Raw genomic sequence first — 15124 nt, forward strand, 5'->3', positions numbered from 1 at the left:
TATGAAATTAGTTGTTTTAACAGGAGCAGGGATCAGTGCCGAAAGTGGGTTAAAAACATTTAGGGATTCTGATGGATTATGGGAAGGCTATAATGTTTACGATGTAGCTACCCCCGAGGCCTGGGAGAGAGATCCCGAATTGGTGCAAGAATTTTATAATGAAAGAAGAAGGCAGGTTTTAGCTGCAAAACCCAATCTGGCTCACCAGGTGCTTGCCGAACTGGAAAAAGACTTCGACGTTGAAATCATTACCCAAAACATAGATGATTTACACGAAAGGGCAGGTTCTACCAAAGTTACCCATCTTCATGGCGTAATCACCAGGTCTCAATCAGATAAAAAAGCAGATTTAACCTATCCCATTGTTGGTTCAGAAATCAAAATGGGTGAGCTTTGCGAATTAGGTTCTCAACTTCGGCCGCATGTAGTTTGGTTTGGCGAAGCTGTCCCCATGATAGAAGTAGCCACTAAACTCTGTAAACAGGCAGACTTGTTTGTACTAATCGGAACTTCATTGGCTGTTTATCCGGCAGCAGGTTTAATCGATTTTGTGCCTTCCTTTGTCGACAAATACATTATCGATCCAAGAACACCCGATGTAAAACGTTATAAAAACGTGATCAATATTGAGAAAAATGCTGTAGAAGGCATTACAGAATTAAAAGAAATATTAGCCAATGCCAGATAAGAAGCTTTGCATTTTTAATTGGAGCGGTGGTAAAGACAGTACATTGGCCTTACACTATGCCCTACAAGATCCTACTATCGAAATCCGTTACCTGATTACTACAGTTACGGAAAAATACAACCGTGTTTCGATGCATGGTGTTAGAGAAGCTTTACTTATCAAACAGGCCGAAAGTATTGGTATTCCATTGTATCAGATCCGTTTGGGCGAAATGCCTGACATGGAAACCTACGACAGTACCATGAAGCATCATCTTTCTAAATTTAAAGAGGAGGGTATTACCCATTCTATTTTTGGTGATATCTTTTTAGAGGACTTACGTATTTATCGCGAAAACAAATTAGCAGAAATTGGGCTTAAGGCTATTTTCCCGCTTTGGAGAAAAGATACACAACATTTAATTGAAGAATTCCTAAACCTGAACTATAAAACCATCATTATTTGCACGCAGCAAAATCTCGAAAATTTCTGTGGAAAAGTAATCAGCCCTGATTTGATCAGGCAACTTCCCACAGATATTGATCCCTGCGGAGAAAACGGGGAGTTTCATACCTTCGCATTTGAAGGACCAATTTTCAGGGATAAAATCACTTTCACCATTGGAGAGAAGGTATTCAGAACTTATAACGCGCCAAGTAAAACAACCACTAATGAGGCTTCACCTTGTTCTACCACAGCACTTTCTGGCTTCTGGTATATGGATTTATTAGAATAACTTTACCAATTAAAACATTTTGGCATCATTTTTTCTTTAGTATTGGTAATTAACTAAATCACACATCCCATTGAAACCTGTTTAGCGAGGTTAGGTAGCTAAACAAGCGTCATATTAAAAAATTAAGAGTTATGAAAAAGATATTGGTAGTAATCGCATTAAGTTCAGTTATGTTTGCTTGTAACAATAAAGCAAAAGAAGAAGCAGCTTTAAAACAACAACAAGCCGAAAAACAATTGGCTATTAAAGCTGTAAAAGATAGTTTAAGGTTAGATAGTTTTAAAAAGGCCGAAGTGGCAAAAGCAGAGCAAGAAAAAGAAGCTAAACACCAGGCAGAATTAGCTGCAGCAAGAAGAGCAGGCTCATCTAGATCGTATGCAAGCTCAGGTGGCAGTTCTAGCGGCGCTTATGGAGGTGCACAACCAACAGCTAAGAAAAAAGGCTGGAGCGATGCAGCTAAAGGCGCTGTTATTGGTGGTGCGGCCGGAGCAGTTGGTGGTGCTTTAATAGATAAGAAAAAAGGTAGAGGTGCTGTCATTGGCGGATTAGTTGGAGCTGGTGGTGGTTATTTAATTGGCAGAGGTGAAGACAGAAAATCTGGCCGTGTGCAGCCTAAAAACTAAAAAAGGTTTTTAAACACATATAAAGTCCCGATTTACATCGGGACTTTTTTTTGTACCCAAAAAAATGATTTATATATTTAGCGAAAAAAGAACCATGATAGAAACCCAAACTGCAGATAAAGGACAGATCCAACACTTTGTAATGTTCTGGTTAAAACCTCAACTAACCAAAACCGAGATCGCAGATTTCGCTAACTTCTTTGAAAGTTTAAAACCTATAAAATATATTAAAACGTTAAGTTATGGTTTAGCAGCAGGTACACCTGTACGCCCTGTTACCGACAACTCTTTTACCTATTCGCTAACCATTACCTTTGCCAACATTGCTGACCATAATGCTTACCAGGAAGATAAAGTGCATTTAGATGCTGTAGAAAAATTCTCTAATAACTGGTACAGGGTAGTGGTACACGATACGGTAATTGCTTAAATAGTTTTAACCAGGGGAATACAGATTAACTTAGAATATTTCTTTCTGTCGTCATCCTGAACTTGTTTCAGGATCTTTTAAAGAGCAGATAATAGATGATAATCCTTGGAGAAGTCGTCATTCCCAAATGCCATAAACGTTAAGATTTCCGACTGCAAGAGAATGACAACCACTCTTGGAGTCTGCCAATGGCAGCGAAGAATCTTTTAAAGAATGAAATAGAATCTTATAAATGCTCTTAGATGAATACAGATATTCATCTAAGAGCATTTTTTTTGCCGTGCGGTGAAAGATATTTTAAGACTAAGATAAATCGCCATTTCGACCGAAGTGGAGAAATCCTTGAACTATCCAGTGAACAAAATTTAAAGACTTCTCTTCCTATATCTTCAGGTATTTAAAAATCAATTTACTGATAAACGCCAAACCTCCCATTTATTTGGCGAAATAAGCACTAAGAATTATATTTTGTTAACAAGTTTAAAAACAATTATATCAATCAGTTAACTTAAATCAACTAAATTAAAACTTATATTCAACATGACCCCAGCTATGAAAAATAACCTAAAAGTCAAAATATAATTCCGAATAATGATTAAATCAACTAACAACCAACGACTTACGTAAGTTAAATCATTAATATTGGTGCCTGTTGTAGGCCGCTGTAAAATCAGAACGCATTAGCTTAAATCGCGCCACTACGGTCTGGATAAATTCCTCATCAATAATTTCAAATACATCATTAACACCACCTCCACTTAGATCAAGCTCTGCAAGTTTATAACTTTGTTCAAAGGTGCCCTGCTCAAACTTTACAATGTATTTTTGATTCATCGAAAAAATGGTAATCTTACATTCCGGATGCGGAAGTTCTGCTACTACTCTCATTTATTTTATATTTTTATTTACAATTTAACAGATACACCATTAAGCGTGCCCCAGCTATCTATAATCGAGAAACGGGCAAACAACTCTTCCCTGTACCATTCGCGCTCCCTGGTAAGCTTAATCACATCCGAATGATCAAAAGATTTGTAGGCATAGTTTTTCATACTATCCGCATCGGCCCAGATCGAAAAGGTAGCCTGATCGAAAAATGGATTTTCGCCAATACCTGCCGACAAGATAAAACCTGGCGCAGTGCGCATGGCATTAGCTGCTCTTTTAATATTCCGTCTAAACTCTTTTAACTTGTTAAATTTAATCGCTGCCCTTGTAATTACAGCGATCTTACCTGTATGGGAATTACTAATTTTATCAGATTTAAATGGCTCAACTTCTGACCATAAGCCATGACTAGATAAAGGGTTTAATAAGATAGTAAAACTTTCAACACTAAAGAAACCAAACCATTTCAGCACAAAAGAATTACGATAAAAATCATTACAGTCGCTCCGGTTATCCCAGGTAGTAAGCACAGCCCAATGTTTATAATCAGGAGCTAAATCTACCTGAGCATCTTTTCCGCTCCCCATTAACTTCCAGAACCGGCATCTTTTATTCAACCACAACGGCAACCGTAAAACAGCCATCCCCATAAAAGCGAAAGGAACGGTAAGGCCACGGAATTTGGTAATAGTTAAGGCTACGATCATAAACTTACGATTAATGATGCCAAAACTAAGGATTTTAAGAATAGGTTATCATTCAAATTTTCGTCATTAAAATCCACTATTACCTTACATCTCACAAATCATAATTAACTTTGATCATAGAAATAAAAAAAAATGGCAGAAGATTTAACCATCACCAGAAATACATCAAAGGAAGAGCAATATCAATCAATCATCCCTCAGATAGAGGCTTTACTTTACGGCGAAACCGATTTTATTGCAAATCTTGCCAATGTTGCAGCAGCACTTAAAGAACAGTTTAATTGGTTTTGGGTAGGCTTTTACCTGGTAAAGCAAGAGGAATTGGTATTAGGCCCATTTCAAGGCCCGGTAGCCTGTACACGGATTAAAAAAGGAAAAGGAGTATGCGGCGCATCCTGGCAGCAAGCAGAAATCATTATCGTTCCAGATGTTGAAGAATTCCCTGGTCACATTGCCTGTGCATCTGCTTCTAAATCAGAAATTGTTTTACCGTTAATTGTTAATGGTGAAGTGATAGGCGTTTTAGATGTAGACAGCGAAGTGTTAAACAAATTCGACGAAACAGATAAAACTTATTTAGAGCAAGTTATATCAATTATATTAAACAAATAGTTAAAGTAAGGTATTGAAACTAAAAGAAGAATATTATCTAAATGAAGACGTGGTTAGCCTAGCTAAAGATCTGTTAGGCAAAATACTCTATACTAAAATTGATAACGAAATCACCGCAGGTATCATCATCGAAACAGAAGCTTATTTTGGCATAAAGGATAAGGCTTCGCATGCTTACGGCGGCCGCAGAACTAACCGAACAGAAACGATGTATGGCAATGGAGGCATTGCCTATGTATATCTCTGTTATGGTATGCATAACCTCTTCAATATTGTAAGTTCGAAAGAAAACGATCCACATGCTGTTTTAATTAGAGGCATAGAACCTTTGGTTGGCATCGACATTATTGAGCAAAGAAGAAATATGCCACATACAAAGGGCGCTATTTCTGCTGGCCCAGGATCTGCTGCAAAAGCATTGGGAATAGATAAAACTTTTAATACCAAAAACCTAACCGGAGATGAAATCTGGATCGAAGATCATGCTATCCGCTATAAAGATGATGATATTGCCGCTACACCTCGCGTAGGCATTGCATACGCAAAAGAGCATGCTTTATTACCGTGGCGGTTCTTTGTAAAAGGCAACAAATATGTGAGCAAACCAAACAAGGTTTGATAAAAAACATAAATTGAAAAGCAGGTTCGGAAACAATACCTGCTTTTTTTGTATTATTGAGGCAATGAATTTTGAAAACAACTTATTATTTGCACAAGCACAAGACGAAACCGACCAGCTTCGTAATTTCAGGTCTCAGTTCTTATTTCCAAACCACAACGGCAATGATTTTATTTACCTGTGTGGCAATTCATTAGGACTTCAACCTAAAGTAGCTAGCGAGGTTTTGAAAGGTCAGCTTAACAACTGGGCCAACTATGCAGTAGAGGGCTGGTTCGACGGAAACGAACCATGGATGTTCTACCATAAGGCACTCAAAAAGTTAATGGCCCCAATTGTTGGCGCATTACCATCAGAAGTTTGCCCCATGAATACCTTAACTGTAAACCTTCATTTATTAATGGTTAGTTTCTATCAGCCTAAAGGTAAACGTTTTAAAATCATTATGGAAGGCGGCGCATTCCCATCCGATCAATACGCGATAGAAAGCCAGGTAAGATTTCATGGTTTCGATCCAAAAGAAGCGATTATAGAGGTTTTCCCCAACGAAGGCGAAGAAATACTCCATACCGAAGACATCGTAGCTAAAATCAAAGAAAATACAGATGAAATCGCCTTGGTTTTATTTGGCGGGATAAATTATTATACCGGACAATGGTACGATATGGAGACCATTACCAAGGCAGGGCATGAAATCGGTGCTATTGTAGGCTGGGATCTGGCGCATGCCGCAGGTAATGTTCCTGTAAAGCTTCACGATTGGGGTGTTGATTTTGCCTGCTGGTGCTCATACAAATACCAAAATTCAGGTCCGGGAGGAATAAGCGGAATCTTTGTTCACGAAAAACATTTCAGCAATACCGAATTAAACCGCTTTGCAGGATGGTGGGGCTACCAGGAAAGCAAACGTTTTAAAATGGAAAAAGGCTTTATTCCAGAAGCTGGGGCAGACGGCTGGCAGGTAAGCTGCACACAGGTAATGCCAATGGCTTTATACCATGCTTCGCTTCAGATTTTCGAACAAGCAGGCTTCATTGAACCATTAAGAAGTAAAAGTATTACTTTAACTGCATATCTTGAATTTATTATAAATGAAGTAAATAAGGAGTTAGATGTAATGCAATATAAAATCATCACTCCTAAATTAGCTAACGATAGAGGTGCACAGCTATCTATCATTGCTCAACAAAATGGCAAACAGATTTTTGATGGCTTAATGGCAAACCATATACTTGGCGATTGGCGCGAACCCGATGTAATCCGCTTAAGTGCAGTCCCACTTTATAACTCTTTCGAAGATGTTTATTTGGCCGGACAAGCACTTTTAAAAGTAAGTAAAGAAGTTTTACGATAAGAAAAGGTTCATCAAATAAAAACAAAGAAAATGATCAATTACAACCCTAAAGACTGGAGCACCTTCATTTTTCATATCCATAAAAGCGATACCTTTAGAAAACTGTGGCCATTAATGCTTGCAGTAGCTATTTTTTCGGGTTTGGTTGGGTATGCAGAACTCAATTTTTTTCAACTTTCTAAAAGCAGCTATGTTACCAATATCGGCATGATGCACAGCTTATTGGGCTTTGTATTGTCTATGCTACTGGTTTTCAGAACAAATACAGCATACGACAGGTGGTGGGAAGGAAGAAAGTTATTGGGATCGTTAACCAATGTGAGCCGTAACCTGGCCATGAAAATAAAAGCACTTAAATTAACAGCAGAAGATGTCCGTTTCTTCGAATACGGCATCCCTAAATATGCTTTTGCCTTAAAAGAACACTTACGCGAAAGAATGTATTTTGGCAAAAATAGTCTTTTAATAGAGGTCGAAGAAGGTAAACACGTACCAAACCAAATTGCAGGAAGCTTAATTAACAGGTTATACAAACTACTAGAAAAAGGCGCTATTTCGCAGGAACAATTTATTGTACTTTCAGGCGATTTTAATCAATTTACCGATATCTGCGGTGCTTGCGAGCGCATTAAAAACACACCGATCCCATATTCTTACAGTGCTTTTATCAAGAAGTTTATCTTTATTTACGTAATTACTTTACCTTTTGGCTGGGTATTCAGTTTAGGCTATTTTGTTGTGCCGATTGTACCCTTTATCCTCTATGTATTAGCAAGTTTGGAATTGATAGCTGAAGAAATAGAAAACCCATTTGGAGAAGATGCAAACGACCTTCCTGTTGATCAGATCTGCACGAACATTGAAAAACACGTGGAGGAAATTTTAGGCTAATGATTAAGATTGCCTGGCATCCCCTTTACGCGCATCCTTTACCCGAAGGGCACCGTTTTCCGATGCTGAAATATGAGCTGATACCCGAACAACTTTTGCATGAAGGGACCATAGCACAGCAGAATTTATTTAGCCCAGAACCAGTTTCGGAAGACATTATACTCCTGACTCACGAAAAAACATACTGGGAACAGCTTAGAGATTTAACACTTTCAGCGAAAGCCCAAAGAAGAATAGGCTTCCCCTTAAACGCGCAGCTATTAGAGCGCGAGCTGCGAATTACCCAAGGTACAATAGATGCAGCCCACTTTGCAATGAGTAACGGAATTGCCTTTAATGTAGCAGGTGGCACCCATCATGCAGGCAGTAATTGGGGCGAAGGTTTTTGTTTATTAAACGATCAGGCTGTTGCAGCTAATTACTTGTTAAATAAAAATTTAGCTAATCGCATCTTAATTATCGATTTAGATGTACATCAGGGAAATGGCACGGCAGAAATCTTTCAAAATGAGCCAAGGGTGTTCACTTTTTCAATGCATGGCGATAAAAATTTTCCTTTCAGAAAAGAAATATCAAGTTTGGATGTTCCTTTAGATGATGGTGTTCAGGATGAAGAATATCTGTCAGCTTTAAATGTCAATTTAAAAAAGGCATTCGAAAGGGCTAAACCTGATTTTGTATTTTATTTATCAGGGGTTGATGTGCTTGCTACCGATAGGCTGGGCAAACTGGCATTAAGCAAAGCCGCATGTAAAGAACGCGACAAAATGGTGCTGCAGGCCTGTAAAGATAAAAATCTAGCGGTGCAAGTGAGTATGGGCGGCGGTTACTCCATCGATATCAGAGATATTGTAGATGCGCATTGTAACACCTACCGCCTGGCTTTTGATTTATTTGGATAAGTCCACGCACAAAACCATAATATCCTTATCTTCGCGGCCATATGTTGGAGATTATTTACCAGGACGAAAATCTAATTGCAATTAACAAACCTCATGGGCTATTGGTGCATCAATCTTCCATTGCAAGAGATGCCACGGAGTTCGCGCTTCAGTTGCTTAGAGACCAGATCGGCAAACATGTTAGCCCGGTGCACAGACTAGACAGGAAGACAAGCGGAATCTTATTATTTGCTTTCGACAAAGCATCTGAAATTGCTATGCATCAGCAATTTATGAATTCAGAAACCGATAAAAAATACCTGGCTATCCTGCGTGGCTTCACACCCGATGCGATGGATATCGATTATCCATTGGCCAAAGAAAACGGAACCATGCAAGATGCTTTCACCTCGTTTAGCACACTGCAAAGGGCTGAAGTAGCAGTAGCTTTCGGTAAACACCCAACCTCACGGTATTCGTTAGTAGAGGCCACACCTAAAACCGGAAGAATGCATCAATTGAGAAGACATTTTAGCCACATTCTACATCCAATTATTGGCGATAGGACACATGGTTGCAACAAACAAAACAAATTATTTAAAGCGCAATGGGATATGACCACCATGTTACTCCATGCCTCGGAGTTAGCATTCACTCATCCCATTACAAAAGAAAAAATCCATTTAAAAGCCGGTTTACACAATGAGTTTAAAAGGGTGATGGATTTTATGAAAATGGAACCTTAGCACAATTTTTGCAATCAAAAACTGTTTATATAACATCTATGATTAAATACTTACGTTTTACACTTCCAGTTTTAGCGCTTTTTGCAGCCAGTTGTTCTTCTGTTTATATGCCAAACGTTCCAAATACCCCTATGTTAAGTAAACAGGGCGAATTTAGTGGCGGTGCGCACATCTCTTTAAAAGGCAATGCCAGTGTTAATGGCGCCTATGCCGTTTCTGATCATATTGGAGTGCTTTTTAGTGGCTCGAGAATGAATAGTGAAAGAAAAAGCAAAGATTTCGGACATAAACTTATTGAAATTGGAGGAGGATACTTTGATACTTTTGGTCCGGATAACAACCGGATTATTGAAGTTTATGCAGGCGTGGGAAAGGGTTGGAGCGATATCACCTTCCGCGATTATAAAGACGACATCCTCATCAGCAGCGAATTGCAGGAAGTAGATTACCGGAAAACATTCTTGCAGGTTAATTATAGCTCGAAAAAGAAAAACAACCTGCGTTTATTCGGAACAGATTTCCCAATTAACTACGGTACAGCATTAAGGATTAGCCATATTAAGATGGATAGATTCTTTTTAAATGGTGTTGTTCAACCAAAAGAAGATAACATCTTCTTTGAACCGGTTTTCTTTACGCGCATGGCGCTCAGCAAAACTTTTCAGCTACAATACACCACCAGTAGTAATATTGGCTTAAAAAACCGCAAATACATGTCTGCGGGTAATTCTATCTTTACCATTGGTGTTGTCGTTAATGTTGGGGGTAAATAAAGGATACGATCATTCTGAATGTTGCAAAGAAAAGATGAATAAAGGCTCTTCGATAGGCTGCAACTTACGGATTACAAAGAACGATCGTCTTTCCTGCGCAGGCGGGAATCTTAAAGCTTATGGCATTAAGATTATTCATAGCTTTCTTCTCTTCAAAGGCATTCATGAGCACTACGTGGTTCCCAATCAAGTTGGGAATGACGATCCCTCGAGCATTATCATCTCTTAAAATCCATTTGTCATTAATCAAATTAAAGACCAACCTTCAAAGCCTTCGTTTTATTCTGAAAACGCATAAACAATAGGATAGAAGCCGTTAACAAGCCCAGGGTTAGTCCATACCAGATGCCATTAACGCCTAAGTTAAAATGAAATCCTAATACATAACCAATTGGAATACCAACTACCCAATAGGCTAAAAAGGTAATAAACGTTGGAATATTAACATCACCAACACCACGTAAAACACCTAAGCCGACCACCTGAGTGCCATCAAACAGCTGAAAAAAACCAGCAATAATCAATAATTGGGCGGCAATCGGGATAACAGCGGCATCTTCCGTATAAATAAAGGGCATGATGTTATTGGCCAGAACAAAAACCACTGCGGTAACAGACATAAACAACAAAATAACATGGTAGCTGGCTATGGCAGATTTACGTAAATCGTCGAAATTTTTCTTACCAAAGTTATTTCCTGTCTTAATGGTAGCTGCCGAAGCTACACCGCTGGCAATCATATAGGTCATGGCGGCTAAACTAATCGCGATCTGATGCGCAGCCTGCTCTACCGCTCCAATTGTACCGATAAGCACTGCAGCGCCGCTAAAAGCACTGATTTCGAACGAATATTGCATGGCAACAGGCATCCCGATTTTAGCAATCTTAATCGCTCTTATTTTATCAAAAAACGTGGCTTTAAAACTGATCAGGTATTTTTTGAAATGCTGAGAGCGCAACACATAAAAACACATTACGGTAGCCATTAAAATCCTGTCGATTAAAGTACTTAACCCCACACCACTAACACCCATTGATTCAATACCGAACATTCCTTTCACGAAAATGATTCCTAAAATGATGTTGATGGCATTTCCCCAAATGGAAACAAACATGGCTTGTTTGGTAAATCCTAAACCTTCAGCAAACTGTTTAAAAGTCTGGAAAATCAATAAAGGTATAATTGAAACAGATAAAAGATTCAAATAAGGTTTTGCATAACGCACTACTTCGGGTGTTTGCTCAAGGTGGTCGATCACAAAAAAGATCCCCAATTGAACCAGGGCATATAAAAATATACCCACACAGATATTTATGATTAAACTGTTTGATAAAAGCTTTCCGCATTCATCATAATTCTGACGACCGTTTTCCTGTGCGATAAGCGGTGTTAAACCATAGGAGATACCTAAACCAATTACCAGGATAAGCATAAATATGCTGTTCACTAACGAAACAGCCGCCAATTGAATGGTATCCGTAAAATGACCAACAATAATACTATCGGCCATATGAACCAAAGTATGGCCAACCTGAGAGCCTACAATTGGCAATGCCAAATGAAGATTTTCTTTATAATAGGGTTTATACTTGGTGTAAATTTTAGAAAACATAGGGTTACAAAGGTCGCATTTTTAAAGCTCAAAAAGTAGGAATGTAGAAAAGTTAATGTTTGGTTTACAAAAAGACGGTCACCCTGCTGCGCTGAATTATTAAGACTAGCCCTTTGCTAAATAAGTTCATGTTTGGCGCATAGTTATCCCACAGGTCAAAAATTGATATCCGAAATCTATTTTGAAGATGCCACCAGCAAAGGAGCATATTTTTTAAGGATTGAAAGAATTTTAGTTCTATCGGCAATGTAAATATTACTCATAAAGATAATACCTGTTGTTTTATTGAAGAGTATATTAGCACTTGCACCTGGGTCATCACCATCATGACCAATATATCCATCATTGTAAATATTCCAGAAAACGCCCTTATTTCGTGTTTGTAAACTCATATTCTCGGGTAGGCTTTGGAGCGTAAATACTGGTTTAAACATTTCAACTGCAGATCTTTCCGTAATCAAATTTGAGTTATGCTCTAGCATTTTCATCATTTCTCGCACATATAATGACAGCTCCTTATCAGAAGTCCTTAATCCTCCATCAGGATAAGTAGTTAAGTGATAAAAAGGAAATGCGATGTTTTTTGTAAAGTAAGGAATTGCTTGTTTCTTTACATTTTCTTTTGTTTTAAACCAACTTGTTTTGTGCATACGAAGAGGCTTAAAAATATATCGTTGAGTAAAATCAGCAAAAGACATACCGGATTTTACTTCAATCAGATAAGCTGCCAGCGCCGAGCCGATGTTGCTATACCTATATGAAACTCGCTTACTAGGACTCGAGTTACCAAAATTTTCTTTATTGTATAACGCACCTTGTGGAGTTAAATAAGCTTTAAGAAATGTCACTAAGGTCGTATCGTTTAAATCAGAAGTATAATTATTTTCTTGCATCATTTTAAATAATAGCTCATTTTGAACTTTTGGCCCCTCAAAACGATAAGATCGGTTAAATATTGGTAAGTTATCCAGAATCCCCGAAGTATGGGTAGTCAAATATTTAACTTTAATAATTTCATCAGGTAAATAAGGATTAACAACTTTAAACGGAAGGATCGCATTAATATCCGTCTCGAGATCAAAATAACCGAGTTCTATAGCTTTCATAAGCGATACAGCGATAAATGTTTTACTAACTGAACCTATATTCTGGATAGTTTCTGTTGTATACGCTCTCTTTTCAGCAACATTAGCGTAGCCAAAACCTTCTTCAAAAACGATTTTATTCTTATTTAAAATAGATACCGAAAGGCCAGGGATACTATTTTTATTCAGATAATCTGTCAATTCACGCCTTAGAGAGTCCTGATAATTTTGCGACTTAACCGTTAAGGAACAGAAAACAAGAACAAAAAAGAATATTGATTTTAGATACGTCATTTTGATGCTTTTTGTGGTATTTGCTATTTCACTACCGTAAAGTATTCTTCTTTTTCTGAAGTATGCGATTTGATTACATTGGTCAGAATTAAATTAACCAGTACTTTTTGTGCTTTACGGTAAGAACTTCGCAATAGTTTACTAAACTCTTTCAGGGTAATCTTTTCGTTCTGTTCCAGGTATTCGAGCAGCTTTTTCTCGTTTTCAGAATAGGAGATAAACACACCATTGTTTTTATATTCCTGTTTCAATACTTCAAGAATAATGCGGCTGGCGAGAACGCTTTTATCGTCTATGCGGATATAAGCCCACCATTTTTTTTGATCATCCAGTGCATAATGTGGCTTCGTATCACTTTCAGGAATATTGACTACCAATACCAATTTATCATCAACATAAATTTCTTCGAAGTAAGGCTCAATAGCCGGTTTACAGAACTGATGTGCAGAAGTTAAGATCATATATTTTTCTTCTTCTTCTGATTTTACCCCCTTAATAGATCCATCATCAGCTACACCAATCAATAGTTTACCACCTTTGTTATTGGCAAAAGCAACCAGACTCTTGGCAATTTTCTCGGTATTGGTTATGGTTTTCTTAAAATCGAGCATAACGCCTTCGCCCTGCAAAATTAAACTCTTAATACTCGGCATAATCTAAAAAATTAATAAGCAACTCTAGGGCTTTCGCCCTGATGCAGGTTTCGGATATACACTTCATTCATCACAGTAGCACACAGCTCGCCATACTTATTCGTAATTTCCATCGGGTAGGCTTTTACAAACTTCCCAACTGTTTTTAGTGCGTGCTCTGCTTCGTTCAACATCTCATCAGTTACGGTTATGGTAAAGTATAATGTAGAACGGCCAGGCTTTAAATATTGTATAGAAGCACTTTTTAGCCAAACACGGACTTTAAAGCCTCGGCGCTGCATCAACTGATCGAACAATAAGGCATAAAAAGGATCTGTAGCTGCATAAATAGTACCACCAAAAATAGAACCATTATAATTTTTATTTAAAAAGCTCTTACTCAGTTTAACCGTACAGCTTCTAAACTCATTTTCAAATTTCTGAACCCAAATGCGTTGAAAAAATAGGGGTGGGTAAAAACGCATTACCCATTTCAGGGTGTTTTGAGAAATAATCATATTCACTAATATCAGAAAGTTTTATCACCTTTTAAAGTTTTGAAGATCTTGTTTTGGTAATATTTCGGTAATTTAGAATTATGCATGTTTATGATACCATTACCGATGCTTTAACAGATTTAGATAGTCGGGGTTATAATTTAGATTTCAATTTAACAGCAGAAAGTTTAGCATGTAAATCAGTCAATTTATTCCTAAAGCCTGAAGAATTTGAAATTGAAGAAGTATACCGTTTCGAAGGCATGACCGACCCGGCTGATAGCTCCGTTGTTTACGCCATTTCATCAAATGCAGGAAATTTAAAGGGAGTATTGGTAGATGGTTATGGTGTATATGCAGAAAATATATCGCCAGAATTGCTGAATAAGTTAAAGATCCATCATGAATAATGTATTTATTTTGTTTTGCAATATACTAATAATCAATATGATCTATAAAAAACAAGCAATATGAAATAAAAAAAATTAAAACCAAATGATTACAACGTTGTTAGGTTGATAGATAACAATAAAAACTATGAAAAAAATAATCTTAAGTCTTGCTTTTGCGGGTTCTCTTATGATAGCCACTTCAGCATGCAATTCGTCTAAAAATATGGCTGGTTCTTCAGACAGTACCGCGACGGATTCTACAAAAATGATGGACACCACTAAAACAATGCCTGACACAACATCTAAAAAAATGCCAGACACTACCCAAATGCCACCTGATACAACGAAAAAAAATCCTCCAATGTAGGAATGTAAAGCCACTCTAAAATGCACTGCCCCCAAAAAGTTAGACACTATTTGGGGGCATTTTTATGCGAAGAAAGTACACAGCAGAATTTAGGCTGAAGCTAGTCAAAGAATATCTAGCAGGACAATCCAAGAAAGGATTAGCAGAACTTCATGGAGTTCCACGAACATTACTGAGAAGGTGGATAAGCTATTATGAATCATTTGGTAACCTCGGATTGGTTTCAAAGAAAACCAACAATTATCCAATTGAGCTAAAGGTTTTAGCCATTGAATGTTATCGAGACAAAACTCTATCTTTGAAAGAATGTTGTATCC

20 protein-coding genes are annotated in these 15124 nt (G+C 37.7%); 14 read left to right on the top strand and 6 right to left on the bottom strand.

The features are described 5' to 3' along the window. Position 1: 1 nt before the first annotated feature. The 4 genes from EYS08_RS24035 (at position 2) to EYS08_RS24050 (ending at position 2456) form a co-directional block, all read left to right on the top strand. Positions 2–688, top strand: coding sequence for an SIR2 family NAD-dependent protein deacylase (locus tag EYS08_RS24035; RefSeq protein WP_131032475.1), 687 nt, complete (start codon positions 2–4; stop codon positions 686–688). Beyond that, positions 678–1403, top strand: coding sequence for a Dph6-related ATP pyrophosphatase (locus EYS08_RS24040; protein WP_131032476.1), 726 nt, complete (start codon positions 678–680; stop codon positions 1401–1403). Before EYS08_RS24035 ends, EYS08_RS24040 begins: the two co-directional genes overlap by 11 nt. Before the next feature lie 131 nt (positions 1404–1534). Beyond that, positions 1535–2026 carry a YMGG-like glycine zipper-containing protein gene (locus tag EYS08_RS24045; RefSeq protein ID WP_131032477.1) on the top strand — a complete coding sequence of 164 codons (492 nt, stop codon included), beginning with the start codon at positions 1535–1537 and terminating at the stop codon, positions 2024–2026. Between the two features lie 64 nt (positions 2027–2090). Next, positions 2091–2456, top strand: a complete 366-nt coding sequence (locus EYS08_RS24050; RefSeq protein ID WP_244216036.1) for a Dabb family protein — start codon at positions 2091–2093, stop codon at positions 2454–2456. 636 nt (positions 2457–3092) lie between these two features. On the opposite strand, the gene EYS08_RS24055 is transcribed toward EYS08_RS24050, so the two are convergent. Together EYS08_RS24055 and EYS08_RS24060 are read right to left on the bottom strand one after the other, a co-directional pair. Next, positions 3093–3344, bottom strand: a complete 252-nt coding sequence (locus tag EYS08_RS24055) for a hypothetical protein (RefSeq protein ID WP_057934688.1) — start codon at positions 3342–3344, stop codon at positions 3093–3095. Between the two features lie 17 nt (positions 3345–3361). Next, a complete protein-coding gene (locus tag EYS08_RS24060; protein ID WP_131032478.1) occupies positions 3362–4051 on the bottom strand; it encodes a DUF3291 domain-containing protein in 690 nt (229 codons plus the stop codon). 132 nt (positions 4052–4183) lie between these two features. On the opposite strand from EYS08_RS24060, the gene EYS08_RS24065 reads away from it, so the two are divergent. The 7 genes from EYS08_RS24065 (at position 4184) to EYS08_RS24095 (ending at position 9927) form a co-directional block, all read left to right on the top strand. Next, positions 4184–4663, top strand: a complete 480-nt coding sequence (locus EYS08_RS24065; protein ID WP_131032479.1) for a GAF domain-containing protein — start codon at positions 4184–4186, stop codon at positions 4661–4663. A 13-nt stretch (positions 4664–4676) separates the two neighbouring features. Then, positions 4677–5282, top strand: coding sequence for a DNA-3-methyladenine glycosylase (locus EYS08_RS24070; protein ID WP_131032480.1), 606 nt, complete (start codon positions 4677–4679; stop codon positions 5280–5282). Positions 5283–5346: 64 nt separating this feature from the next. Next, positions 5347–6636 carry a kynureninase gene (gene kynU / locus EYS08_RS24075; protein WP_131032481.1) on the top strand — a complete coding sequence of 430 codons (1290 nt, stop codon included), beginning with the start codon at positions 5347–5349 and terminating at the stop codon, positions 6634–6636. Positions 6637–6666: 30 nt separating this feature from the next. Beyond that, positions 6667–7527, top strand: coding sequence for a bestrophin family protein (locus tag EYS08_RS24080; protein WP_131032482.1), 861 nt, complete (start codon positions 6667–6669; stop codon positions 7525–7527). After that, positions 7527–8429, top strand: a complete 903-nt coding sequence (locus EYS08_RS24085) for a histone deacetylase family protein (protein WP_131032483.1) — start codon at positions 7527–7529, stop codon at positions 8427–8429. The genes EYS08_RS24080 and EYS08_RS24085 overlap by 1 nt, the downstream gene beginning before the upstream one ends. Positions 8430–8470: 41 nt before the next feature. Continuing rightward, complete coding sequence (locus tag EYS08_RS24090) at positions 8471–9154, top strand: pseudouridine synthase (protein WP_131032484.1); 684 nt, start codon at positions 8471–8473, stop codon at positions 9152–9154. Positions 9155–9192: 38 nt separating this feature from the next. Then, positions 9193–9927: a hypothetical protein gene (locus tag EYS08_RS24095; protein ID WP_131032485.1), complete on the top strand. Its 735-nt coding sequence runs from the start codon at positions 9193–9195 to the stop codon at positions 9925–9927. 251 nt (positions 9928–10178) lie between these two features. On the opposite strand, the gene EYS08_RS24100 is transcribed toward EYS08_RS24095, so the two are convergent. The 4 genes from EYS08_RS24100 to EYS08_RS24115 all read right to left on the bottom strand — a co-directional run bounded on the left by EYS08_RS24100 (position 10179) and on the right by EYS08_RS24115 (position 14069). Further along, on the bottom strand, positions 10179–11540 hold the full coding sequence (locus tag EYS08_RS24100) for an MATE family efflux transporter (protein ID WP_131032486.1): 1362 nt from the start codon (positions 11538–11540) through the stop codon (positions 10179–10181). Between the two features lie 176 nt (positions 11541–11716). After that, entirely contained in the window at positions 11717–12919 is a 1203-nt protein-coding gene (locus tag EYS08_RS24105; RefSeq protein ID WP_131032487.1) for a serine hydrolase domain-containing protein, read from the bottom strand. A gap of 23 nt (positions 12920–12942) precedes the next feature. Continuing rightward, on the bottom strand, positions 12943–13572 hold the full coding sequence (locus EYS08_RS24110; protein ID WP_131032488.1) for an AlbA family DNA-binding domain-containing protein: 630 nt from the start codon (positions 13570–13572) through the stop codon (positions 12943–12945). An 11-nt stretch (positions 13573–13583) separates the two neighbouring features. Then, positions 13584–14069 carry a DUF4442 domain-containing protein gene (locus EYS08_RS24115; RefSeq protein ID WP_131032491.1) on the bottom strand — a complete coding sequence of 162 codons (486 nt, stop codon included), beginning with the start codon at positions 14067–14069 and terminating at the stop codon, positions 13584–13586. Between the two features lie 80 nt (positions 14070–14149). On the opposite strand from EYS08_RS24115, the gene EYS08_RS24120 reads away from it, so the two are divergent. From EYS08_RS24120 to EYS08_RS24130, 3 genes are all read left to right on the top strand, one after another. Next, a complete protein-coding gene (locus EYS08_RS24120) occupies positions 14150–14458 on the top strand; it encodes a phosphoribosylpyrophosphate synthetase (RefSeq protein ID WP_116249758.1) in 309 nt (102 codons plus the stop codon). A 127-nt stretch (positions 14459–14585) separates the two neighbouring features. Beyond that, positions 14586–14807 carry a coproporphyrinogen III oxidase gene (locus EYS08_RS24125; protein WP_131032489.1) on the top strand — a complete coding sequence of 74 codons (222 nt, stop codon included), beginning with the start codon at positions 14586–14588 and terminating at the stop codon, positions 14805–14807. Positions 14808–14871: 64 nt separating this feature from the next. Beyond that, the coding region (locus tag EYS08_RS24130) for a transposase (protein WP_165456484.1) at positions 14872–15124 on the top strand (253 nt) is incomplete at its 3' end.

This window comes from Pedobacter kyonggii, from assembly GCF_004310665.1.
Lineage (GTDB): Bacteria > Bacteroidota > Bacteroidia > Sphingobacteriales > Sphingobacteriaceae > Pedobacter > Pedobacter kyonggii.